This is a genomic window from Streptomyces sp. NPDC007896, from assembly GCF_042959425.1.
Classification (GTDB): Bacteria; Actinomycetota; Actinomycetes; order Streptomycetales; family Streptomycetaceae; genus Streptomyces.
Window position 1 is genome coordinate 518,470 of sequence record NZ_JBIBKX010000005.1, and the last position, 21,450, is coordinate 539,919.

Annotated in this window: 19 protein-coding genes; 7 read left to right on the plus strand and 12 right to left on the minus strand. The window is 71.9% G+C overall.

Translation table 11 applies throughout. The features are described from left to right. The first annotated feature begins 5 nt into the window (after positions 1–5). Positions 6–797 (plus strand): alpha/beta fold hydrolase, encoded by a 792-nt coding sequence (locus ACFZDJ_RS19990; protein WP_391060513.1) that lies wholly within the window; start codon positions 6–8, stop codon positions 795–797. Here ACFZDJ_RS19990 and ACFZDJ_RS19995 read toward each other — a convergent pair. From ACFZDJ_RS19995 to ACFZDJ_RS20005, 3 genes are all read right to left on the minus strand, one after another. Further along, positions 704–2,017, minus strand: coding sequence for a DUF3103 family protein (locus tag ACFZDJ_RS19995; protein WP_391060515.1), 1,314 nt, complete (start codon positions 2,015–2,017; stop codon positions 704–706). The genes ACFZDJ_RS19990 and ACFZDJ_RS19995 overlap by 94 nt on opposite strands. Positions 2,018–2,223: 206 nt before the next feature. Continuing rightward, complete coding sequence (locus tag ACFZDJ_RS20000) at positions 2,224–2,952, minus strand: GntR family transcriptional regulator (protein ID WP_391060518.1); 729 nt, start codon at positions 2,950–2,952, stop codon at positions 2,224–2,226. A gap of 1,061 nt (positions 2,953–4,013) precedes the next feature. Further along, on the minus strand, positions 4,014–4,979 hold the full coding sequence (locus ACFZDJ_RS20005) for a pirin family protein (RefSeq protein WP_390940606.1): 966 nt from the start codon (positions 4,977–4,979) through the stop codon (positions 4,014–4,016). Positions 4,980–5,188: 209 nt separating this feature from the next. Between ACFZDJ_RS20005 and ACFZDJ_RS20010 the strand changes: the two genes are divergently transcribed. The 3 genes from ACFZDJ_RS20010 (at position 5,189) to ACFZDJ_RS20020 (ending at position 6,604) form a co-directional block, all read left to right on the plus strand. Beyond that, positions 5,189–5,743, plus strand: a complete 555-nt coding sequence (locus ACFZDJ_RS20010; RefSeq protein ID WP_391060520.1) for a MarR family transcriptional regulator — start codon at positions 5,189–5,191, stop codon at positions 5,741–5,743. A 2-nt stretch (positions 5,744–5,745) separates the two neighbouring features. Next, the gene (locus ACFZDJ_RS20015; protein ID WP_391060522.1) at positions 5,746–6,186 is read left to right on the plus strand and encodes a MarR family winged helix-turn-helix transcriptional regulator; all 441 of its coding nucleotides are present in this window, start codon (positions 5,746–5,748) and stop codon (positions 6,184–6,186) included. A gap of 70 nt (positions 6,187–6,256) precedes the next feature. Next, positions 6,257–6,604, plus strand: a complete 348-nt coding sequence (locus ACFZDJ_RS20020; RefSeq protein ID WP_060895622.1) for a tetratricopeptide repeat protein — start codon at positions 6,257–6,259, stop codon at positions 6,602–6,604. Positions 6,605–6,794: 190 nt separating this feature from the next. On the opposite strand, the gene ACFZDJ_RS20025 is transcribed toward ACFZDJ_RS20020, so the two are convergent. The 5 genes from ACFZDJ_RS20025 to ACFZDJ_RS20045 form a co-directional block, all read right to left on the minus strand. Continuing rightward, complete coding sequence (locus ACFZDJ_RS20025; RefSeq protein ID WP_391060524.1) at positions 6,795–7,814, minus strand: CNNM domain-containing protein; 1,020 nt, start codon at positions 7,812–7,814, stop codon at positions 6,795–6,797. Next, a complete protein-coding gene (locus tag ACFZDJ_RS20030; protein ID WP_391060526.1) occupies positions 7,811–9,217 on the minus strand; it encodes a CNNM domain-containing protein in 1,407 nt (468 codons plus the stop codon). Before ACFZDJ_RS20030 ends, ACFZDJ_RS20025 begins: the two co-directional genes overlap by 4 nt. 254 nt (positions 9,218–9,471) lie before the next feature. Continuing rightward, positions 9,472–10,422: a M48 family metalloprotease gene (locus ACFZDJ_RS20035; protein WP_391060528.1), complete on the minus strand. Its 951-nt coding sequence runs from the start codon at positions 10,420–10,422 to the stop codon at positions 9,472–9,474. A gap of 6 nt (positions 10,423–10,428) precedes the next feature. Continuing rightward, the gene (locus ACFZDJ_RS20040) at positions 10,429–10,950 is read right to left on the minus strand and encodes a BlaI/MecI/CopY family transcriptional regulator (protein WP_391060530.1); all 522 of its coding nucleotides are present in this window, start codon (positions 10,948–10,950) and stop codon (positions 10,429–10,431) included. A gap of 31 nt (positions 10,951–10,981) precedes the next feature. Next, positions 10,982–12,388, minus strand: coding sequence for a PepSY domain-containing protein (locus ACFZDJ_RS20045; RefSeq protein ID WP_390940617.1), 1,407 nt, complete (start codon positions 12,386–12,388; stop codon positions 10,982–10,984). Between the two features lie 323 nt (positions 12,389–12,711). Here ACFZDJ_RS20045 and ACFZDJ_RS20050 point away from each other — a divergent pair, with 323 nt between their 5' ends. Next, on the plus strand, positions 12,712–13,368 hold the full coding sequence (locus ACFZDJ_RS20050; RefSeq protein ID WP_391060532.1) for a peptide deformylase: 657 nt from the start codon (positions 12,712–12,714) through the stop codon (positions 13,366–13,368). A 710-nt stretch (positions 13,369–14,078) separates the two neighbouring features. Here the strand turns inward: ACFZDJ_RS20050 and ACFZDJ_RS20055 are convergent. Further along, complete coding sequence (locus ACFZDJ_RS20055) at positions 14,079–15,512, minus strand: FAD-dependent oxidoreductase (protein WP_390940619.1); 1,434 nt, start codon at positions 15,510–15,512, stop codon at positions 14,079–14,081. Between the two features lie 135 nt (positions 15,513–15,647). Here ACFZDJ_RS20055 and trxA point away from each other — a divergent pair, with 135 nt between their 5' ends. Further along, positions 15,648–16,034 (plus strand): thioredoxin, encoded by a 387-nt coding sequence (gene trxA, locus ACFZDJ_RS20060; RefSeq protein ID WP_390940621.1) that lies wholly within the window; start codon positions 15,648–15,650, stop codon positions 16,032–16,034. A 46-nt stretch (positions 16,035–16,080) separates the two neighbouring features. Here the strand turns inward: trxA and ACFZDJ_RS20065 are convergent, their stop codons facing one another. The 3 genes from ACFZDJ_RS20065 to ACFZDJ_RS20075 all read right to left on the minus strand — a co-directional run bounded on the left by ACFZDJ_RS20065 (position 16,081) and on the right by ACFZDJ_RS20075 (position 19,851). Further along, the gene (locus tag ACFZDJ_RS20065; RefSeq protein ID WP_390940623.1) at positions 16,081–17,517 is read right to left on the minus strand and encodes an aldehyde dehydrogenase family protein; all 1,437 of its coding nucleotides are present in this window, start codon (positions 17,515–17,517) and stop codon (positions 16,081–16,083) included. Positions 17,518–17,561: 44 nt separating this feature from the next. Then, positions 17,562–18,740, minus strand: coding sequence for a 4-hydroxybenzoate 3-monooxygenase (locus ACFZDJ_RS20070; protein WP_391060534.1), 1,179 nt, complete (start codon positions 18,738–18,740; stop codon positions 17,562–17,564). Positions 18,741–18,816: 76 nt separating this feature from the next. Beyond that, entirely contained in the window at positions 18,817–19,851 is a 1,035-nt protein-coding gene (locus ACFZDJ_RS20075; RefSeq protein ID WP_390940627.1) for a substrate-binding domain-containing protein, read from the minus strand. A 169-nt stretch (positions 19,852–20,020) separates the two neighbouring features. Between ACFZDJ_RS20075 and ACFZDJ_RS20080 the strand changes: the two genes are divergently transcribed. Further along, positions 20,021–21,445: an amidase gene (locus tag ACFZDJ_RS20080; RefSeq protein WP_391060536.1), complete on the plus strand. Its 1,425-nt coding sequence runs from the start codon at positions 20,021–20,023 to the stop codon at positions 21,443–21,445. The last annotated feature ends 5 nt before the right edge of the window (positions 21,446–21,450 follow it).

The window sequence follows — 21,450 nt, forward strand, 5'->3', positions numbered from 1 at the left end:
CCGTCATGCCCGTCACCACCGCACACCACCTGCGCCGCATCGCGACGAACGGCGTCCAACTCAATGTCGCAATCGCCGGGGACGGACCTGCGGTTCTCCTGCTGCACGGCTTCCCGCACACCTGGCAACTCTGGAGCGGCATCATGGGCCGACTGGCCGGGCAGTACCGGGTCATCGCCCCGGACCTTCGAGGCTTCGGTGCCAGTGCACGTGCCATCGAGGGATACGACGCAGGCACCCTCGCCGCCGACGCCGAAGGGCTGCTCGACGCACTCGGCGAGCCCTCGGCAGCGGTGGTCGGCATCGACGCGGGCACCGCCCCCGCCGTCCTGCTCGCGCTGCGCCGACCCGGCCTCGTCCGGCGCCTTGTCGTGATGGAGGCACTGCTCGGCCGCCTGCCCGGAGCAGAGCACGTCGTCGCGGGCGGTGCCCCGTGGTGGTTCGGCTTCCACGCCGTCCCCGGCCTCGCCGAGACCGTCCTGGCCGGCAACGAGACCCCGTACATCGACTGGTTCCTCGACTCGGGGACGCACGGGCGAGGAGTACCCGACGACATCCGTGCCGCCTTCGTCCACGCGTACACCGGGGGTGAGGCCCTGCGCTGCGCGTTCTCCTATTACCGGGCCCTGCCCACCAGCGCGCAGCAGATCCAGGACGCCGTCGCGACGGCTCGGCTGACCATGCCCACCCTGGCCGTCGGCTCTCACCCCGTCGGCACCGGGCTCGAACGCCAACTCCGTCCCATCGCGGATGACCTGGTCGGACACCATCCCCAGGACTGCGGCCACACGAAGTAGGGCTCGACGGTCATCCAGCCGTTGCCCGAGGCGCCGTTCAGCCGGCCCGAGGAATTCTCGGCGAGGGTGTACCAGGACTCCACGTAGTCGGGATCGTCGGTGAACCAGCTGTCGGGGATCGCGCTCAGGACCGCGTTCACCAACGGGATGTAGGTGCCCTGGTCCGTCACGGTGAGCAGCGCCGTGGTGATCGCCTGTGCCAGCGCACGGTAGTTGGTGCCGTCGTCGTCCTCCATCATGACGACGTCAGCCAGGTTGTACTTGTAGTTGGACCAGTTGACCAGGATCTGGTTCGGGTAGTAGACGGTGCCGCCGTAGTCCAGGTAGGGCATGTCCACCGAGTCGACGCGCGCCGTGCCGTCCTGGCCGAAGCCGGTCACCAGCGAGAACATCTCGGCGGATCCCTTGAACCACGGCTCCTGGTCGTCGTTCACCTCGACGGCCGTGACCTTGGTCGCCCACCAGCCCGCCGCGCTCGCGGCGTCGGCGCTGTTCGCCGCCTTCGACGGGAGGGAGGTCAGCCCCTTGTCGGCGAAGGCCTTCCGCAGCACCTTCAGGCCGGCCCGGTGAGCCTTGGTGACGTCGATGTCCAGGACGTACAGCGGGCGGTCGGGGACGCGCGCGGTGTCGACGGCGTGGGTGTGGCCCTGACTGTCGTACGCCGTGATGTTCTTGGCGGCGTCGTCGGCCGCGGCGACGGCTATCCAGGGAGTGACTTCGGCGTTCAGGTGCGACCGCATGGACGGCGCGCCCAGCCGAACGCGCAGCAGCGACCCGGTCGACGCGGGCAGGCCCTTCAGGCCCGCGATGCGACGGTCCGCGGCAGAGACGGAAGCGAACAGGTTCTTGCCCTCCGGAGCGGCGGCCCTGCCCGCCAGCGCCTGGAGGTCCACGTCCTCGGTGCCGAGCGCGGCCGCACGGACCTGCTCGCGCCACTGCGGGTCGCGCAGCGAGGCGGACAGCGCCCGCGCGATCTCCTGCTCGGTCGACCGCACCGGAGACTTCCGGAACGGCGTGACCTGGTCCCCCGCGTCCCGCACCGGCGCGGCGATCGCCGGCTGGACGGTGCCGCCGATGACCGCGGACAGCATCATGCCGATGAGGACGCCGCGTCTCTTGCTTGATCTGCTCACCATGCTCCTTGTGTTGTTGGTCGCCGCCGCGCCCACGGTGAACGGGCGGCCGTCCTGGGGGTGATGGGCCCGGACTGCCTCGGGCACCTGAGGGGTCGCAGCCGCGCACCTGGTCCCACCCCGCCGGGCGTTCACCAGGGCGCTAGCGTTGACCTATGCATGACAATGAAGGAAACGTGGGATGAACGGGCATCCGCGCATGAGCGAGGCCACTCCGAGGCCGGGCCGCTTAGCCGCACACACCTCGCCTCGACGGGAGCCGGCGGGCCCGGAGTCACCGCCGGGAAGCGCGGCTACCGAGGGCTGGTGGCGGTCGGCTGCCCGCGAGAACTGCTCAGCGAACCGAGCATGATCTTCTCGGTGCCGGTCAGATACGTCTCCGCCGCGCGCCGCGCCTCCTCGCCGTTCCGGTCGATCACGGCCCGTACCACCGGCGCGAGCCGGTCCGTCGCCAGCGCCGCGTCCTCGAACGGCGCCCGCAGCGAGGCCCGTACCGGAAGGTAGGCGTTGAACAGCGTGTTCGTGAGGAGCAGATAGACCCGGTTCCCCGTGGCCCGTGCCAGTTCGCGATGCACTTCCACGTCGGCGAGCTGGACGGCGTCTACGTCCGGGCCGTCCGCGACCTGACGCAGCAGGTGTTCCAGCCGCCGCGCCTGCCGTTCCGTGCGCCGGTCGGCCGCGCGGCCGGCGATCAGGGTGCCGATCTGCCGCCGCACCTCGAAGACCTCCCGCAGCCACGTGGGGTCCTGTGCGGCCAGCATCGGAAGCAGGTCGGCACCGCCGACCCGCAGGTAATCCAGGATGCGCGTGCCGATGCCGTGCCGGGTGCTCAGCAGTCCCGCCTGCTCCAACCGGGTCAGCGCGTGCTTCAAGGTCGTACGGGTGACCCCGTACCCGGCGGCCAGCTCCCTCTCGGGGGGCAGCAGGGATCCGGGTTCGTGCGTGCCGCGCAGAATGTCGTCACGCAGCCGCGCTTCAAGCAGGTCGACCACGGTTCGGCGCAGAATGCTTTCGACGGCCACGGAGGATCTCCCAGGCTTCGGTCAACGGTTCAGCGGCTCACTGGTCTAGTGGCCCACTGGTTCAGCGACTTCTTGGTCTAGTGGCTCAGCCACTGAACCAGTGAAGCAGCCCCCCGACCGCGACGTCAATTACCTGATGGCGCAGAGCAGTTGAGCACGGTCCGCGTGGAGAGGACCAGCGCGCGGACGAGCAGTGTGGGCCCGGGCCTCCTCTGGAGCCGGTCCGTCGGCGGGGCGCCCGTGCGTCGCTCCGGGGGGCGCAGGGCTCTCCGACAGGTCGCCCCCCGCGGTTCGGGGAGATGCATCAAGGACACCGGGTGGGCCGGCTGTTGAGCGCGGTACGACCCTGAAAGTCGCTGAACGAGTCATCCGCGCAGGTCACATACGACTGGAGCTGCATCGTCGCAGGCCAGCGCCACTAGGCGGACAACTTCAAGAAGATCTCTTGGTCACCCGAACCTGCCGTCACCACGCACCCACCGAATCCCGCGTCTCGGATTTCGAGTAGCCGTCCGACCGCAATGAAGTCGCCTTGAGTTGGACCGACAGTCCGCTCCCGCGATACGCAGGCACTCGCTCCAGGCGTCGAGACACGCGGCCACCCCGCCGTCATACACCCGAAGAAGACTGCCATCTCCAGAAGACCCGAACTCCGCACCATCAAAGCCGCCGACCGCATCTCCCGGATGACTCCGAAGCCAAAACAGCTATCGGCACGCAACCGACCCCGTTCCGTATGCCTCACAAGACCGGGCCTGCGCGAGGGTCGACGCAAGATAAGGCGATGAGCCCTCTCCCCCACTCACGCACACAGGGACAGCCGGACAAGGCCAGACTCAGCGTCCGCACGGACGCTACCCGAACACCTGACTACTCGTCAGTGGAGTCAGCAAAGGGGCAGCGAGTGTCTGATCAGACCTGGTCACAGACGCCAACACTTGCACGTCGCACTCCGGCCCGAGTCGCTCACCACTGGACGTGACCCTCCCCCTGGGCCGATCCTGCCCAGGGGGACGCCAACCATGCCACACGGATACCCGACTCAGGGACATAGCCGCAGGTCAACGCACCCGACCCCGTGGCTTCAGCGGTACCGGCGGGAGTTCGGGAGCGGGCAGTGGGGCGCCGTCGTAGCCATGCACTTCGCCGAAGCGAGTCCCCTCCATCCAGTCCTTCCGACCCTCCTCGATGTCCTGCTGCGAACGGCCGATGAAGTTCCACCACATGACAAGCTCCTCCTCGAACGGCTCGCCGCCCAGGAGCATGAGGGACGCGTCCGACTCGGCGCGCAGGGGAAGTTCGGTGCGACCGCAGCCGAGGTAGAGCATGGAGCCCGGGAGCACCGGTACGCCGTCGACGTGCGCCTCGCCGGACATGGACAGGACGGCGTACTCGAAGTCGGGCTCCAGCGGCAGTCGTACGTCGGTGCCGCTCGCGAGGGACAGGTCGGCGCCGACGATCGGGGTGTACGTCGTGCCGGGCGAGGTCGTGCCGTCGACGGTACCCAGGATGAGCGTGGCCTTGAGGCCGGCGGCCGTGACGAGGGGCAGCTCGGCGTGGTGCTCGAAGTGCGGGTCGGTCTGGCGGTGGCTGTCGGGGAGGGCGACCCACAGCTGCGCGCCGTGCAGGAAGCGGGCGTGCGACTTGGGGCTCTCCTCGGAGTGGCTGATGGCCTTTCCGGACGTCATGAGGCCCAGTTCGCGCGGGCGGATCGTCTGGAGGCTGCCCGTGGAGTCGCGGTGCAGCACCTCGCCCTCGTGGAGCCAGCTGACGGTCTGGAGTCCCATGTGCGGGTGCGGCGGGACCTGCATACCGGGCTCGTCGGCGATGTCGTCGGGCCCGTAGTGATCGACGAAGCACCACGCGCCGATCATGCGGCGGCCCAAGTTGGGCAGCAGGCGGCGGACTTCGGTGGACTCGCCGAGCTTGACCCGACGGGGACTGAGGAGTTCACGCACCGGCTCGGCCACCACGAACCCGCGGCCACCGCACAGCGCGGGAACTGCCTCGCGATCAAGATTGCTCATGGCCCACAACCTAGCCCCGTCGGGGACCGTCCGTCAGGCCGTCCTCCCTCCGCTGGGCTCCCCCGGACTCCCCCGAGCTCCCCCGGACGGAGGTACTCGGGTCGGAGTCGGTGCGGTCCTAGGGCTACGGGCGGAGGTCGGTAGGGCGTTGGTCGGGGACGGCGCCGAAATAGTAGCCATGGACATAGTAGCCATGTACGGTTTTTCTCATGAGTTCGACATCCGAGCACGCGACCCCCGGCTTCCTCGTCTGGCGCCTGTCCATGAAGTGGCGCGTGGCCGTCGATCGGGCGGTCGCGCCGCTGGGTCTGACCCACGCCCAGTACTCACTGGTCGCGTCGCTGTACGGGATGCACAGGGCCGGGCGGCGGCCGAGCCAGCGTGAGCTCGCCGATCACACCGGACTCGAACCGCTCTACGTATCGAAGCTGGCCCGCGCCCTGGAGACGGCCGGTGTCGTCGACCGGACGCGGGATCCCGCCGATCCACGCGCGATCCGGCTGTCGCTCACGGAGGACGGACGCGAGGTCGCGCGGCGCGCGATCGGGGTGGTCCAGGGGCTGCTGGAGCAGCTCCTGGAACCGCTCGGCGGGCTCGGCGGCGAGCGCACGAAGGCGTTCAGCCGCGAACTGGCGACCCTGCTCGACGTACCGATCGACGTACCGATCGACGTACCGATCGATCTGCCGATCGGTGTGCCGATCGATGCACCTCTCGACGCACCGCTTGACACACATCTCCATTCACATCCTGACGAGGAGTAGCCATGAGCATTCCCACTCCCCCGGTCAACGGCCAGGTCATAGGACTGGCCCACTACGCGAGCCGCGCGGCCCTGGAGACCGTGCTGGCGCGTGTCGGAAGCACCTTCAACCAGTCGGTGGCACTGCGGGCCGTCGCGGACCAGGGCGGCACCGTCGAGCGCGACCGGCTCATGGGGCGGCTGACCGGGGCACTGAAGATCGAGGAGTCGGTGGCCGAGGAGACCGTCACGGAGATGACGGCCCTCAAGCTGCTGACGGAGACGGACACCTCGCTGGTGTCGCTCACCGAGCACGGCCGTGAGGTGTTCGAGGAGATCCGCACGGCCGGGAACGAGATCGCGGCCCGGGTGTACGCGGGCATCCCGGCCGAGGACCTGGCGACGGCAGGGCGTGTGCTGACCCTGGTGACGGAGCGGGCCAACGCGGAGCTGGCCGGCGCATGACGCCCACGAGGGCGAGGTAGTGGAATATTCAACCATCGAGTGGGGTTCTGGCAGTCGAAGGAGGTCAGCAGTGGACACGAAGTACTACGACCAGGGGACGGCCGCGGAGCGCTGGGAGCGGGCGCAGCTGTTCTTCGACGCCAAGGACTACGCCGGTGCGGCGCGCGTTCTGGGCGGCCTTGTGGACGAGGTGCCGGAGCAGACCGGACCGCGGCTGCTGCTGGCCCGCGCGTACTATCACTCGGCCCAACTGCGCCGCGCCGAGACCGAGTTGCGCGCGCTCGTCGAGCGTGACCCGGTGGAGCACTACGCCCGGCTGATGCTGGGGCGCACGCTCCAGCGCCAGGGGCGTCACGACGAGGCCGAGTCGCACCTGCGGATCGCCTCCGCGCTCGCGGGCGACTTCGAGCAGGTGTGACCGTCCTTGAGGGTACGACCGCCCCTCGGGGTGTGACCGCCCGCTGAGGACGTGAACGTCTCCCGAGGGCATGCACGTCGCCCGAGGACGTGAACGTCGCCGAGAGCACGACGAAGAGGCCGGGTGCCGGAGCGCCGTGGCTGGTCATCGAGGTGACCGGCCACAGCCACGGCACCCGGCCTCTGCCGTGTCACGCCGCGCGCGGCTCCATCAGCCGTGCCAGCAGGTCGTCCAGGCTGACCAGGCCGGTCAGCCGCCCCGTGTCGTCGCGTACGACGGCAAGGGAGGCTCGGTGCAGGCGGAGCTGTTCGACGGCGTGGGCGACCGTGTCGTGCGGTGACAGTTCCGGGACCGGGCGGGCCAGGTCGCGGGCGACCGCGGCCCGGCCCTGCGCGCGGGCGACCAGCGCGTCACGGGCGTGCACCGAGCCGAGGACCGTGACGCCGTCGCGGACCAGCAGGCGGGTGCGGTCGCTGTCCCCGGCGACGCCCAGTACGGCGTCGATCGCCGCGTCGGCGGGGACCGAGGTGATCCGGTCGGCCGGGATCTGGAGGTCTCCGACCGGGTGCTGCGGCTCGGTCAGCGAGCTGGTGATCAGCTCGGAGTCCTCCTTGCTGATCAACCCGAGCCGCTCCGACTCCTCGACGAGGTGGGCGAGTTGCTCGCGGTTGTGGACCGAGGCCAGCTCGTCGCGCGGAGTGACCCGGCAGAGCCGGACCAGCGCGTTGCTCACCTTGTTCAGCCCCACGATCAGCGGGCGCACCGCCCGGGTCAGGGCCCGGAAGGGCGGCGTGAGCAGCATGGCGGAACGCTCGGGGTGCGCGATGGCCCAGGACTTGGGGGCCATCTCGCCGATCACCATGTGCAGGAACACGACGACGAACATCGCGAGCGCGAAGGACACGCCGTAGCTCAGGCCGCTGGGCAGGCCCGCCTTGTGGAGCAACGGGTCGAGTTCGTGCGAGATCGCGGGCTTGGACACCGAGCCCAGGCCCAGCGTGCACACCGTGATGCCCAGTTGGGCGCCCGCGAGCATCAGTGACAGCTCACGCATTCCGGCCAGCGCGGCCCTGGCACCGCGTTGTCCGGCCGCCGCGGCCCGTTCCAGCCGGTGCCGCTTGGCGGCGACCAGCGCGAACTCGGCGGCCACGAAGAACCCGCTGCCGATCAGCAGCAGTACGGTCACGAAGAGCGCCATGGAGAAACTCATGCCTGCTCCTCCGCACTGCCCATACGGTGGATACGGTCCGCGCCGCCCACCCCGTCCACGCCATGCACGCCGTGCACGCCGTCCGTACGGTCTTTCGCCGGCCGGCGTTCCAGGCGAACCCGTTCCGGTACGTGGCGGTCCAGGGCCTGTACGTCGATCGAGACGCGGCCTCCGTCGGGCAGTTCGACGATGACGCGGTCCGCGAGGGCGGGGAAGCGGCCCAGGCGGTCGACGATCAGCCCCGCCACCGTGTCGTAGTCGTCCTCCTCGGGCAGGTCGATGCCGGTCGCCTCGGCGACCTCGTCCAGTCGGCGGCCGGCGTCGACGAGCCAGCCCTCGCCGTCGGCGACCGCGATCTCCTTGACGGTGTCGGTCTCGTCCGCGATGTCGCCGACGAGTTCCTCGGCGATGTCCTCGTAGGTGACGACGCCCGCCACGCCCCCGTGCTCGTCGAGGACGACGGCGAACTCGTCGTCGTAGGCCCGCATCTGTGCCACGGCCTCGGGCAGCGGCAGGGTGTCGGGCAGCAGCAGGGGTCTGCGTCCGAGCGCGCCGGCCGTCGTGCGGGTGAGCCGGTCGGCGGGCAGCCGCATCAGCTCGCGTACGCCTAGGACGGCGGTGATGTCGTCCGGGTGGTCGCCGAGGACGGGGTAGTTCGAGTGTCCGTGCTTCGCGATCAACTGGACGGCCTCCGCGGCCGTCGCGTCCTTGCGGACGAAGACGGCGTCGGCGCGCGGCACCATCACCTCGTCGAGGGTGCGGTCGGAGAACTCCAGGGCGTGGTCGAGGAGATCGGCGGTCTCGCGCGGCAGCTGCCCGTGCTCGTGCGACTCGCCGATGAGATGGCCGAGCTCCTCGAGGGTCGCGCCGTGGTGGAGTTCCTCGACGGGCTCGATGCCGACCTTGCGCAACAGCTTGTCGGCGGCGCCGTCGAAGAGCCGTACGACCGGGCCGACGACCTTCAGATACGCGAGCGTGGAGCTCGCCAGGCCCTTCGCGAGGCGCTCCGGGACGGCCAGGGCCAGGTTCTTGGGGGCCAGTTCGCCCAGCACCATCTGGAGCACGGTCGCGAACGCGAAGGCCAGGACCACCGAGATGCCGGTGACCGCGCCGTCCGGGATGCCGATCCCGGCGAGGACGGGCGTGAGCAGGGCGGACACGGACGGCTCGGCGAGGAAACCGACGACCAGACCGGTCACGGTGATGCCGAGTTGGGCGCCCGACAGCATGAAGGACAGCCGCTCCAGCACCTTCAGGGCGCGGGTGGCCCGTCGGTCGCCCGCGGCCGCTTCCCGCGCGAGCGCGAGGCGGTCGGCGGCGACGTACGCGAACTCCTGGGCGACGAAATAGCCGGTGCCCGCGGTCAGGACGAGGACGGCCAGCAGGCCGAGTGCGGCACTCATCGAACACCACCCCGCCGTGTGCCGCGATCAAGAGAAATCAGGCGGGGTGGTCCGGGACTGTGTCCCGGGGGGTCCGTCGGTCTGGCGGACAAGGAAGCGCTCCTCTGGGTCGGTCTGTGCCCTGGGAAACGATTCTGTTCGCAAACGAGTTCCCGTACCACCGATGTTCTTTCTACACGGCTGTAGGAACCGCGAGACGTGGTGGCGGAGCCACAGAGGGGTAGTGGCGGAGCCACAGCGCAGTGGTGGAGGAGCTACAGCGGCGTGGCCGCGTGCAGGATCAGGACCATCGTCACGGCCGAGTTCGCCGACGACATCGCGGAGACGAGCGTGCCGACCGCGGCGCCCCAGGCGGCCAGTCCCACGGAGGTGAACACGGACGGCCAACTGCGGGCCACCGGAGCGGGGCGCAGCAGGGCGGCGACCCGGCGCGGCACAGGGCCCGCGGACGCGAATCCGGCGAAGCCGGTGAACCCGGCGAACGCCGGCACCGAGCCCTGACCCGGCAGCAGGGCCGCCTTGCCGATCGCCCGTGCCACCACCGTGCGGTTGCCGACCGACCGGGCCGCGTCCTCGTCCGCCCACCGCTCCGTGGTGTAGACGACGGTCGTACGCAGCGGTCGCAGGAACGGATTGGCGCGCGCCGCGAGTCGTACGGCGAGCAGGTAGCGGTGGTGAGCGGCCGTCAGGTGGGCCCGCTCGTGGGCGAACAGGGCACGGCGCTCGGGCGAGGTGAGGCCGCGCAGCAGGGCCGTGGTGACCACCACGCGGTCGCGGCGTCCACCCGGGAGGGCGTAGGCGTAGGGCTTCTCCTCGGGGAGTACGACCACGGAACGGCCGGGCAGTCCGGCGAGCGCCCGCCGCGCGCGCTGGGTGACCCGGCGGTGGCGCCACAGGGTGCGCGCGCAGACCGCGAGGACCAGGACCAGGGCCGGGATCGCCGCCTTGCCCGCGATCTCGTCGTGCGGGACGGCCGCACGGACCTCCGCGTCGGACCAGCCGTCCGGGAGCGGGTTGCCGGGCAGTTGCGCGGTCCCGACGACCATCAGCAGGGCCAGGCAGAGTGTGCTGCACAGGGCCATGACGGTGGCGACCGCCGTCAGCAGCCGGGTGGCCGTACGCGGATGCAGATGCAGTTCGGCGAGGCGTGCCACCGGCCAGGCACTGAGTGGCAGGACGAGCGGCAGAAAGACGAAGACCCCCATGAGACGTCAGTCTTCCGTATCGCCGGGCGTCCCGTCGGTGCCATCCACCACATCGGCCCCGTCCTCCGTATCAGCCCCGTCTGACGCAGCGGCACCATCCGACACGTCGGACCCATCTGACGCAGCAGCCCCGTCCGTCGCGTGGGCCGTCTCCAGGAGCGCGCGCAGGACCTGTTCGTCGTCCGGCGGCAGCGCGGTGACGAAGCTGGCGAGGACGGCCTCGCGGTCGCTCTCGCCGTCGAGAAGCCGGCGCATCTTGAGCGCGGCCAGGCCCGCGACGTCGGCGGTGGGCCGCCATACGAAGGAGCGTCCGCGTCGTTCGCGGGCCACCGCGTCCTTGGCGAGCAGCCGGGTCAGGATGGTGACGACGGTGGTGTAGGCGAGGTCGCCGCCGAGTCGTTCCTGCACCCAGGCGGCGGTCACCGGGGCCTCCGCCTCGCGCAGCGCACCGAGCACCTGGCTCTCCAACTCGCCCTGCCCGCGGCGCCTGGAAGGCCGGTGCGGGTCCTCGCGGTTGCGCTGCGCCATGTCCGTCTCCCTCCGGCGTTCCCCTACCTGATCACGCTACCTGGCCTCCATGGGTGCGCTTGCCGCGGCGGTACGCGATCTCGCCGAGGACGACGTCCACGGCGACGAACACCGCGAGCGGGATGCCGAGCAGCGGGACGAAGTAGCCGAGCACGGCGACGGCCGCCATGAGCGGGACGAGGATCTGCGGCGGGACCTGCTGCCAGGCGCCGCGGGGTATGGGGCGGCCGAACGCGGAGGCACGGCCGCGCTGCCACCACATGCGGTAGCCCCACACGATCAGCAGGACCAGGCAGAGCGCGAGGGCCATCAGGGCGATCTGGTTGACGAGACCGAAGAGGACGCCGCTGTGGGCGTCGATGCCCCAGCGGGTCAGCTTGGCGAGCAGCGGGTAGTCGGCGAAGCGGAGTTCGTCGGTGACCTTGCCGGTCGTCGGGTCCACGGCGACGGAGTCCTGCTTCTCGGGCCAGCTGCGCTGGACCTGCTTGACCACATACGCGGTGGAGGCATCGGCGGGTACGACGATCTCGACGGGGTCGCCGAGCCCCTCGGCGCGGGCGGCCGCGAGGATCTTGTCGAGGTCCTGGGGCGTGGACGTGGCCGTGGTGCCGTCGGACCCCGTGCCGGTGTGACCCGCGTGCTCGCCGCCGGCCGCCACCGACGCGGACACCGAGGGGGTCGCCTGGCCGAGCGAGGTCCTGAGTTCGTCGATGTTGGCGCCGGCATAGGTGGACCAGGTGAGTCCGGTCGCCGAGAGGAAGAAGAACCCGGCCGCCGCCCACACACCGACGGTGCCGTGCAGACCGAGGGTGCGGCGGCGCCCGGAGGTGCCCCGCACCTTGCGCTGTGCTCGCCGCCGGGCGAACCACAGCACCAGCCCGCCGGCCGCGATGACCCACAGCCAGCTCGCGGCGAGTTCGCTGTAGAGGCGGCCGTTCTCGCCGAGGTGCAGGTCACGGTGGAGCTCGTCGATCCAGGTGCGCAACGGGAGCGCGCCGGTGGAGCCGTACTGCTCCAGCGATCCGCGCACCTTCGCGGTGTACGGGTCGACGAACACCGCGAGCGTGTGGCCCTCGCCGACGCCAGGGACGCCGGAGAGCAGCACCCTGGTCGTCGCGTCCGCCTCCGGCGACGGTCGTACGGCGGAGACCGCGCCCTGCGGGTGGGCCTTGCGGGCGGCGGCCACCTGCTCGGACAGCGGGAGCTTGTGGTCGCCGACCGGGACGGTCAGTTCATGCGCGTACACGATCTTCTCGGCCTGGTACGAGGCGGCGTACAGGAAGCCGGTCAGGGCCGCGACCAGCAGGAACGGGGCCACGAGTATTCCCGCGTAGAAGTGCAGGCGCAGGATCAGGGGGCGCAGCGGTGCCTTTCTGGTGGGGGCCGGGGCGACGGGTTTGGGGGACTCGTCCGTCGTGGTCGTGGGAGCGGTGGACATGGGCGGGCTTCTCCGGTCGGACGGGGATGGGAATGCGGACGGAAGCGGGGGCAGGAATGGGGACGGGGACGGGGACAGGAGTGGGGACGGGCGTGGGGACGGGGACGGGGACGGGGACGGGGACGGGCGTGGACTCGGGTCGTGGGCCGGGGAGTTGGGCTCTCGGCCTGGAGTGGTCCGTGGTGGTCCAGAAGTCGGGGCGCGCCGGCGTCGAGTTCCCGGGGCGCCCTGTGGCGTGAGTCACACGTACGGACGTGTGGGGACCCGGGGGATGCCCCTGGCGCCGCCTCGCTTGGCGCGATCCGTCTTGGCATCCTGGCGCGATGGCATCCGAACGTGACCCCAGCGCCTCTCGCCCACTGAGCGACCTGGTCGAGGAACTCCTCGCCCATGAAGGCCCGTTGCCCATCGTCGCCGCCGGAGACCCGGTGCTGCGCCGCCCCGCCGAGCCCTTCGCCGGCCAGCTCGACCCGGGGCTCCTGACCCGCTTCGTCGCCGCCCTGCGCGCCACCATGCACGCGGCGCCGGGCGTCGGGCTCGCGGCACCGCAGGTCGGCGTGTCCCTGCGGATCGCGGTCATCGAGGATCCGGCGCCGGTCTCCGAGGAGGTGCGGGTGGTGCGCGGGCGGGTGCCGCAGCCGTACCGGGTGCTGGTGAACCCGTCGTACGAGGGGGTGGGCGCGGGGCGGGCCGTGTTCTTCGAGGGGTGTCTGAGCGTGCCGGGGTGGCAGGCCGTGGTGGCCCGGCACGCCGAGGTGCGGCTGACGGCGCTGGACGAGCGGGGCCGGGCGATCGACGAGGTGTTCACGGGGTGGCCCGCGCGGATCGTCCAGCACGAGACGGATCACCTGGACGGCATGCTCTACCTCGACCGTGCGGAGTTGCGCTCGCTGTCTTCCAACCAGGCGATGGCGGAACGCTGGCCGCAGCCGACGCCCGCGGAGGCCGCCGCGGCACTGGGCTTCACCCTGCCCGACTGAGGGCCCGCGCCGCGAGGGCCTGCGGCGAAGGGTGTCCGGCCGCGGGAGCGACGGGGTGCCGCCTTGCGGGCGGCCCGGCCGTCCGGGCGGGGCCGACCTGGCTGAACACGGGACGCCCTCCGGGCCCGGCGCCGGAGGCCGGCCCGGCTGACACGGCCGGAGGGGCCGGAGAGGCCGTTGGGGCCGGAGAGGCCGTTGGGGCCGTTGGCGGCCGGCCCCGGAAGGCTCGGGCCCAAGCCGACCCGGGGCCCGTACGGCCGGTGCCTCGCCGTCCTCAGCCGCGCCGCCTCGGACGGCCCGGGCCTGGAGCCACCGAGGCTCGGACGGCCGCCGTCGGCTCATCAATCCCGGGCGCCCGAGGCCCAGTCCCCGGGGGCCGACCCGCCGAGGCCTGAACGACCGGCCCTGGCCGGTCGATCCAGTCGGCCGAACCCGAACCCGCCGGGGGCCTCAACCCCCGCCAAGCCCCCGACCACCCGAACGACCGGGCCAAACCCGTCGATCCCGGACGGCCGAACCCCGAAGCGGCCGAACCCCAAAACCGTCGGGACCCAAGCGGCGGACGCCGAACAGGTGAATCCATCCGGTCGGTCCCGCAGGGCCGGGACCCACGCCCTCGGCGCTCAAGCCGCCGACGCTCCAACGACCGGCCCTGGGCCGTCGATCTCAGGCGGCCGTACCCGAACGACCGGCGTCCGCCGGAGCGTCGGCTACGCGTCCCGGTACATCTCCAGCAGGCGGAGCCATACCTCGCTCACGGTCGGGTACGACGGGACCGCGTGCCACAGGCGGCTGATCGGGACCTCGCCGGCGATGGCGATCGTCGCCGAGTGGATCAGTTCGCCCACGCCGGGGCCGACCAGGGTGAGGCCCACCAGGATCTCGCGGTCGATGTCGACGACCATGCGGGCCTTGCCGCGGTAGCCGTCCGCGTACAGGCCCGCGCCCGCCACGGAGGACATGTCGACGTCGACGGCGCGGACGTGCAGGCCCGCGCGCTCGGCCTCGGCGAGGGAGAGGCCGACGGCCGCGGCCTCCGGGTCGGTGAAGACGACCTGGGGGACGGCCCCGTGGTCGGCGGTCGCCGAGTGCGTGCCCCAGGGGTCGGTCTCAAGGAGGGGCACCCCGGCGGCACGGGCGGCGATGGCGGCGCCCGCGATCCGGGCCTGGTACTTGCCCTGGTGTGTGAGGAGCGCACGGTGGTTCACGTCGCCGACCGCGTACAGCCAGTTGCTGCCGGTCACCCGCAGGCTGTCGTCGACGTCGAACCAGGAGCCCGGCTCGAGCCCGATCGTGTCGAGGCCGAGGTCGTCGGTGCGGGGCGCGCGCCCGGTGGCGAAGAGGATCTCGTCGGCCTCGATGCGGTCACCGGTGTCGGTGAGGGCCACCACGGTGGAGCCCTCGCGCGTCACCGCGATCACCGAGGTGCCGGTGCGGACGTCCGCGCCTGCCTCCTTCAGGGACTCGGCGACCAGCTCACCGGCGAAGGGCTCCATGCGGGGCAGCAGTCCCGTGCCGCGGACGAGGACGGTGACCTGGGAGCCGAACGCCTGCCAGGCCGTGGCCATCTCGACGGCGACGACACCGCCTCCCACCACGATCAGCCGGCCCGGCGCCTCGTGCGCGCTGGTGGCCTCACGGCTGGTCCAGGGCCGGACCTGGTCGAGCCCCGGCAGGTCCGGGAGCAGGGCGCGGGTGCCGGTACAGACCGCGACGGCGTGCCGGGCCGTGAGCACCCGCCGCTCGCCGTCGGGCCCGTCGACGGTCACCTTGCGCGGCCCGGCGAGGCGCCCGTGCCCGCGGTACAGGTCGGCGCCGATGCCGTCGAGCCAGCCGACCTGTCCGTCGTCCTTCCAGTGGGAGGTGTAGTAGTCGCGGTGGGCGAGGACCGCGGGGACGTCGAGGGGGCCCTGCACCGCCTGGCTGAGGCCGGGCACGCGGCGGGCGTCGGCGCGGGCGATGACCGGGCGCAGGAGGGCCTTGCTGGGCATGCAGGCCCAGTACGAGCACTCGCCGCCGACCAGCTCGCTCTCCACGACCGCGGTGGAGAGGCCGGCCGCGCGGGCGCGGTCGGCGACGTTCTCCCCCACGGGCCCGGCCCCGAGCACCACGACGTCGTACACGATGGATTCCGTTTCCGTCATGGGCACAGTCTGGTTGTTGGTGTGCGCGGTGGCCACACGGGTACGCGCGCGGAATACGCCGCCCAGGGGCGGCGTTGTGCACACCGGCTTCGCCCCGAGGCCCGAGGCCCGACATCAGGAAGAGGTAGTCACGCCATGAGCAGCACGATGGAGCTGACCAAGGAGAACTTCGACCAGACGGTCACGGACAACGAGTTCGTCCTGATCGACTTCTGGGCCTCCTGGTGCGGGCCGTGCCGTCAGTTCGCCCCGGTCTACGAGAAGGCCGCGGAGGCCAACCCGGACCTGGTGTTCGCGAAGGTCGACACGGAGGCGCAGCCCGAGCTGGCCGCCGCCTTCGACATCCAGTCGATCCCGACGTTGATGATCGTCCGCGACCAGGTCGCGATCTTCGCCCAGCCCGGGGCACTGCCCGAGGCCGCCCTGACGGACGTCATCGGACAGGCCCGGAAGCTGGACATGGACGAGGTCCGCAAGTCCATCGCGGAGCAGCAGGCCAAGCCGGCTCCGCAGGGCGAGTAGGTCCACAGGGGCGCACGAACGAGTCGGTCCGCACAACGGCCTTCCGTCAGAACGGGTACGGCGCCACATCCCCGCGCACCGTCGTCCAGCGCACGTCGGTGAAGGCCTCCAGGTTGGCCTCACCGCCGAAGCGGGCGCCGGTGCCGGAGGCGGCGATCCCGCCGAAGGGGGCCACGGCCTCGTCGTTGACGGTCTGGTCGTTGATGTGGGCGATCCCGGTCGGGATGCGCTCGGCCAGGTCCAGGCCGCGCGCGGTGTCCCGGGTGACGATGCCCAGTGCGAGGCCGTAGGGTCCCGCGGCGGCGAGGGCCGCGGCCTCGTCGGCGTCCGCGAAGGACCGTACGGGCGCCACCGGGCCGAAGACCTCCTCGGCGTACGCGGGCGTCGCGTCGTCGACTCCCGCGAGGACCGTCGGGCGGTAGAAGAGCCCCTCGTGCGTGCCGCCGGCCGCGAGCTTCGCGCCGCGCGCCGTGCTGGACTCCACCAGCCCCTGGATCTTGGCGAGTTGGGCGCTGTCGATGATGGGCCCGAGGTGCACCTGCTCGCGGTGCGGGTCGCCCACGGCGAGCGAGTCGGCCTTGGCGGCGAGCCGCTCGACGTACTCCTCGTAGAGGGAGGCGTGGACGAGATGGCGGCCCGTCGTCATGCAGATCTGGCCCTGGTGGAAGAACGAGCCCCACGCGGCCGTGGAGATCACCGCGTCGATGTCGGCGTCCTCCAGGACGATCAGCGCCGAGTTGCCGCCCAACTCCAGGTGGGCGCGCTTGAGGAGACGGCCCGCCGCCTCGCCCACCGAGCGTCCGGCGGCGGTCGAGCCGGTGAAGGAGATCACCGGTACGTTCGGGTCGGCGACAAGCGCCTGGCCCGCCTCCGGACCGCCGGGCAGGACGTGCAGCAGGCCCTCCGGGAGCCCCGCCTCGGCGAAGACGGCGGCGAGCGCGAGACCGCCGCAGACGGCGGTGCGCGGGTCCGGCTTCAGGACGACGGCGTTGCCGAGCGCGAGCGCCGGGGCCACCGAGCGGATCGAGAGGATCAGCGGGGCGTTGAAGGGGGAGATCACGCCCACCACACCGACCGGGACGCGTCGGGTGTACGACAGGCGCGGCGCCTCGGAGGGGAGGATCTGGCCGCTGGGGCGGGAGGCGAGGGCGGCGGCCTCGTAGCACTCCTGGGCCGCGACGTGCAGTTCGAAGTCGGCCTTGCCCGGGATCGAGCCGGACTCACGCACGATCCATTCGCGCAGCTCGTCGGCGTGCGCGGCGAACAGGTCGCCGGCCTTGCGCAGCACGGCGGCGCGGACGAAGTGCGGCGCCTTCGCCCACTGCGCCTGGGCGGCGTGGGCGTCCCGCGCGGCCGTGGCGACGTCCTCGGCGGCGGCGAGCGTGACCGTGGCCAGCGTCTCGCCGGTGGCGGGTTCAGTGACGGTGTACTCACCGCCCGCCAGGGTGCGGGACTGCCAGGTCTTGGGGTCGAGCAGCGGCATGTCGGCTCTCCGATCGTTCACTGTTCGCCACCGGGACTCACGGTTCACGGTCCCAGGGGCAGTCCCGTGTAGTTCGCGGCCAGTTCGGCGGCCGCGTGGCGGGATGCCGTGATCCGGCGCAGCCGGGCGAGCTGGATCCGGTGGTCGAAGACATCCCCATTTGGTTGAGCGTGCAACATCCTAGTCATGTCGTACGAGAAGCGCGTGGCCTGCCACACCCGCTCGAGACACAAGTCCGAGTAGTGGTCCAGGAGTTGGGTCGACCCCGTGCGAAGCGACTCGATGAGTCCGCGGGCCAGCACCCGTACGTCCGAGACGGCGAGGTTGAGACCCTTGGCGCCGGTCGGCGGCACGATGTGCGCGGCGTCCCCGGCGAGGAAGAGCCGGCCGTGACTCATCGGCTCGTGGACGTGACTCCGCATCGGTGTGACCGACTTGGAGGTGATGGGGCCGCGCCCCAGGCGCCAGTCGCCGTCGACCGCGAAGCGCGCGGCGAGTTCGTCCCAGACGCGCTCGTCGGGCCAGTCGGCGACATCGGTGCCGTTCGGGACCTGCAAGTACAGCCGGGACACGGTGGGCGAGCGCATGCTGTGCAGAGCGAAGCCGCCGGCACCGCGCGCGTAGATCAACTCCTCGCCGGAGGGCGGCACATCGGCGAGGATCCCGAGCCAGGAGTACGGGTAGTCGTGCGCGTACGTACGGCTCCCGTCGGCGGGGAAGGCGTTCCGGGAGATGCCGTGGTGACCGTCGCAGCCCACCACATAGGCACAGCTCAGGGCCTGTTCGCGGCCCTCATGCACAAAGCGTACGACCGGCGTGCCGCTCTCCGGGCGCTCGACCGCGAGGGCCTCGGCCCCGAACAACAGCGGTGGCCCGGCGGCGAGTTGGAGGGCGATCAGGTCCCTCACGATCTCCGTCTGGCCGTAGATCGTGACGGTGCGGCCGCCGGTGAGGGCGGGAAAGTCGATGTGGTGGCGCTCGCGGTCGAAGCGCAGCTCGATGCCGTGGTGGATCAGGCCCTCGGCGTCCAGACGGTCACCGGCTCCGCAGGCGCGCAGGGCGTCGACCGTGCCCTGCTCCAGCATCCCGGCACGCTGACGGTGTTCGACGTAGGCGCGCGACCTGCTCTCCAGCACGGCGCAGTCGATGCCGTCGCGGTGCAGCAGCCGGGCCAGCAGGAGCCCGGCGGGACCGCCGCCGATGATGCCGACCGTGGTCCGCATGGCGCCTCCCGTACCTGATCAGGCCGCTTCCGGTCCGAACGGGCCGGATGCGGCCGGGGACCAGCTACAGCCTCTCTCAGGTCGAGTCGCGGTGCACCACCCGCGCGCCCAGTACCTCGTGGCTCTCGGGCGCCGCGCCCGGTTCGCGCACCACCCGGTCGACCAGTTCCGCGAGGTCGCGCCCGGACGGCAGTTCGATGTGGACGGTGCTGAGGCGGGGCCGCAGCAGTCGCCCGAGCATGAGGTCGTCGGCGCCGATGACGGCCGTCTCGTCGGGGATGCCGACGCCCTCCTCCTGGAGGGCGCGCATCAGCAGCATGGCGTACTCGTCGTTGTAGGCGAACACGGCGTCCAGGCCGAGCGAGCGCCAGCGCGCCGCCAGCCGGGCGGCGGCCCCCTCCTCGTACGCGAGCGGCAGCGCGGTCGCCGTGGCTTCGGTGCCCGCCAGCGACCGGCGTACGCCGTCGAGCCGGGACTTGGAGAAGATCTCCAGGCCGGGTTCCTCGGGCACCACGACACCGATCCGGCGGCGGCCGCGGGCCAGCAGGTGGACGCCCGCGCTGTGGCCGACCTTGTCGTGGTCCATGAGCAGCGCGTGCGCGCCCTCGACACGCTCGGGGCCGAGTGTGACGACGGCACGGGCGCCGGAGCGCTTGAGGACGGCCACACCCTGCGGGCCGAGGTCGCTGCCGGGCACCAGCACGGCGACCGGTCGCAGCTCCGCCCAGGCGCGGGCGGCGTCGTCGCCGTGCAGACCGACACTGCCGTACTGCACGACCGTGTAATCCAGACGGCCCAGCGCCCACTGAAGTTCGTTGAGGAACTGGCTGTAGAGCGGTCCCACGGGCACGCTCGGCGTCGGCATCAGGACCATACGGCTGTGTCCGGCGCGCAGGGAGCGGGCGGCGGCGTGCGGAACGTACCCGAGTTCCTTGGCCGCCTCGTGGACGCGGCGGCGGGTGGGCTCGCTGATCCGGACGGCGCTGGTGTTGTTCAGTACGTAGGAGACAGTGGCCCGGGAGACGCCCGCCAGGCGTGCCACATCGGCACTCGTCGGCACGGGTCGTTGTGCGGGCGTCGGCGGGACGGGCTGCTTCGGTATCTGCACCATGACGTCTCGCATCCTTGCAGAAACCCCGGGCGTCCCTTCGCGCCGGGGGAACCTCGGGGCCCGTCATGCCGGAACACCCGCGTCCGCGAGGGAACTTCCGCATCTCGTGCGGGATGGCCCGTGGTGCGGTTACCGTGCGGTAGACGACGTGCTCCGGAGGTGGTCACGTATGACTCACGACCGTGCCGCAGGTCTGGCGGAGTGTGCGCGCGCCCTCGCCCAGGGGGAGGTGAGCGCACGCGAGCTGGTCGAGCGGGCGCTGACCCGCATCGAGGCGACGCAGCACTCCCTGAACGCCTTCCGGGTGGTGCGCGCCGAAGCCGCGCTCGCCGAGGCCGACGCGGCGGACAGGGAACTCGCCGCCGGAGTGCGCAGGCCGCTGCTCGGAGTGCCGGTGGCGGTGAAGGACGACATGGACGTGGCGGGCGAGCCGACCGCGTTCGGCTGCCGGGGGGTGTTCCCGCCCGAGGCCGAGGACGGGGAGGCGGTACGGCGGCTGCGCGCGGCCGGCGCGATCGTCATCGGCAAGACCAACACCTGCGAGCTCGGCCAGTGGCCGTTCACCGAGGGTCCCGCCTTCGGCGCGACCCGCAACCCCTGGCACGCCGAGCACACCCCGGGCGGCTCGTCCGGCGGCTCGGCGGCGGCGGTCGCGGCGGGCCTCGTCCCTGCCGCGCTGGGCTCGGACGGCGCGGGCTCGGTCCGCATCCCGGCCTCCTGGACCCATCTCATCGGCATCAAGCCGCAGCGCGGCCGGATCTCGACCTGGCCGCGCGCGGAGTCCTTCCAGGGCATCACGGTCAACGGCACCCTCGCCCGTACGGTCGCGGACGCGGCCCTGCTCCTGGACGCGGCGAGCGGCAACCACGACGGCGATATGCACCGCCCGCCCGCGCTGCGGGTGTCCGAGGCGGCGGGGCGCGAGCCGGGCCGGCTGCGGATCGCGCTGTCGCTGAAACCGCCGTTCACGGCGCTGCCCGCGCGCCTGGACCCCGTCGTACGGGCGCGGGTGGTCGCGCTCGCGGAGCGGCTCGCGGAGCTCGGCCACACGGTGGAGGAGGCCGAGCCGCGGTACGGGCAGATCGGGCTCACCTTCATCCCCCGCGCGACGGCCGGGATCGCCGAGCGGGTGCGCGACCTGCCGCACCCGCACCTCCTCGACCGGCGGACCCTGGGCGCGGCCCGGCTCGGCCGACTGCTCGGCGGCGCGCCCCTGCGCGTGGCCCGGCGCGCCGAGGCGACCCTGCACCGGCGGATCGGCGCGCTCTTCGACACGTACGACGTCCTGCTCGCGCCGACGACGGCCGCTCCCCCGCCGCGCATCGGCTCGATGGCGGACCTGAACGGCTTCGGCACCGACCGGGCCATGATCGCCGCCTGCCCCTACGCCTGGCCGTGGAACATCCTGGGCTGGCCCGGTGTGAACGTCCCCGCGGGTTTCGTCGACGGCGGCCTGCCGGTCGGCGCCCAGCTCCTCGGTCCGGCGAACAGCGAACCGCTGCTCGTCTCCCTGGCCGCCCAGTTGGAGGCCGACCAGCGCTGGCACGAACACTGGCCGCCGCACGGGGCGCCCGCGGACTCCCCCGCGCTGTAGACGAG

Bases quoted from the DNA above. Each gene is read 5' to 3' on its own strand.
- ACFZDJ_RS19990 (WP_391060513.1), top strand. From the start codon at position 6: ATGCCCGTCACCACCGCACACCACCTGCGCCGCATCGCGACGAACGGC.
- ACFZDJ_RS20005 (WP_390940606.1), bottom strand. From the start codon at position 4,979: ATGAGCAATCTTGATCGCGAGGCAGTTCCCGCGCTGTGCGGTGGCCGC.
- ACFZDJ_RS20010 (WP_391060520.1), top strand. From the start codon at position 5,189: ATGAGTTCGACATCCGAGCACGCGACCCCCGGCTTCCTCGTCTGGCGC.
- ACFZDJ_RS20015 (WP_391060522.1), top strand. From the start codon at position 5,746: ATGAGCATTCCCACTCCCCCGGTCAACGGCCAGGTCATAGGACTGGCC.
- ACFZDJ_RS20025 (WP_391060524.1), bottom strand. From the start codon at position 7,814: ATGAGTTTCTCCATGGCGCTCTTCGTGACCGTACTGCTGCTGATCGGC.
- ACFZDJ_RS20030 (WP_391060526.1), bottom strand. From the start codon at position 9,217: ATGAGTGCCGCACTCGGCCTGCTGGCCGTCCTCGTCCTGACCGCGGGC.
- ACFZDJ_RS20035 (WP_391060528.1), bottom strand. From the start codon at position 10,422: ATGGGGGTCTTCGTCTTTCTGCCGCTCGTCCTGCCACTCAGTGCCTGG.
- ACFZDJ_RS20040 (WP_391060530.1), bottom strand. From the start codon at position 10,950: ATGGCGCAGCGCAACCGCGAGGACCCGCACCGGCCTTCCAGGCGCCGC.
- ACFZDJ_RS20045 (WP_390940617.1), bottom strand. From the start codon at position 12,388: ATGTCCACCGCTCCCACGACCACGACGGACGAGTCCCCCAAACCCGTC.
- ACFZDJ_RS20050 (WP_391060532.1), top strand. From the start codon at position 12,712: ATGGCATCCGAACGTGACCCCAGCGCCTCTCGCCCACTGAGCGACCTG.
- ACFZDJ_RS20055 (WP_390940619.1), bottom strand. From the start codon at position 15,512: ATGACGGAAACGGAATCCATCGTGTACGACGTCGTGGTGCTCGGGGCC.
- trxA (WP_390940621.1), top strand. From the start codon at position 15,648: ATGAGCAGCACGATGGAGCTGACCAAGGAGAACTTCGACCAGACGGTC.
- ACFZDJ_RS20065 (WP_390940623.1), bottom strand. From the start codon at position 17,517: ATGCCGCTGCTCGACCCCAAGACCTGGCAGTCCCGCACCCTGGCGGGC.
- ACFZDJ_RS20070 (WP_391060534.1), bottom strand. From the start codon at position 18,740: ATGCGGACCACGGTCGGCATCATCGGCGGCGGTCCCGCCGGGCTCCTG.
- ACFZDJ_RS20075 (WP_390940627.1), bottom strand. From the start codon at position 19,851: ATGGTGCAGATACCGAAGCAGCCCGTCCCGCCGACGCCCGCACAACGA.
- ACFZDJ_RS20080 (WP_391060536.1), top strand. From the start codon at position 20,021: ATGACTCACGACCGTGCCGCAGGTCTGGCGGAGTGTGCGCGCGCCCTC.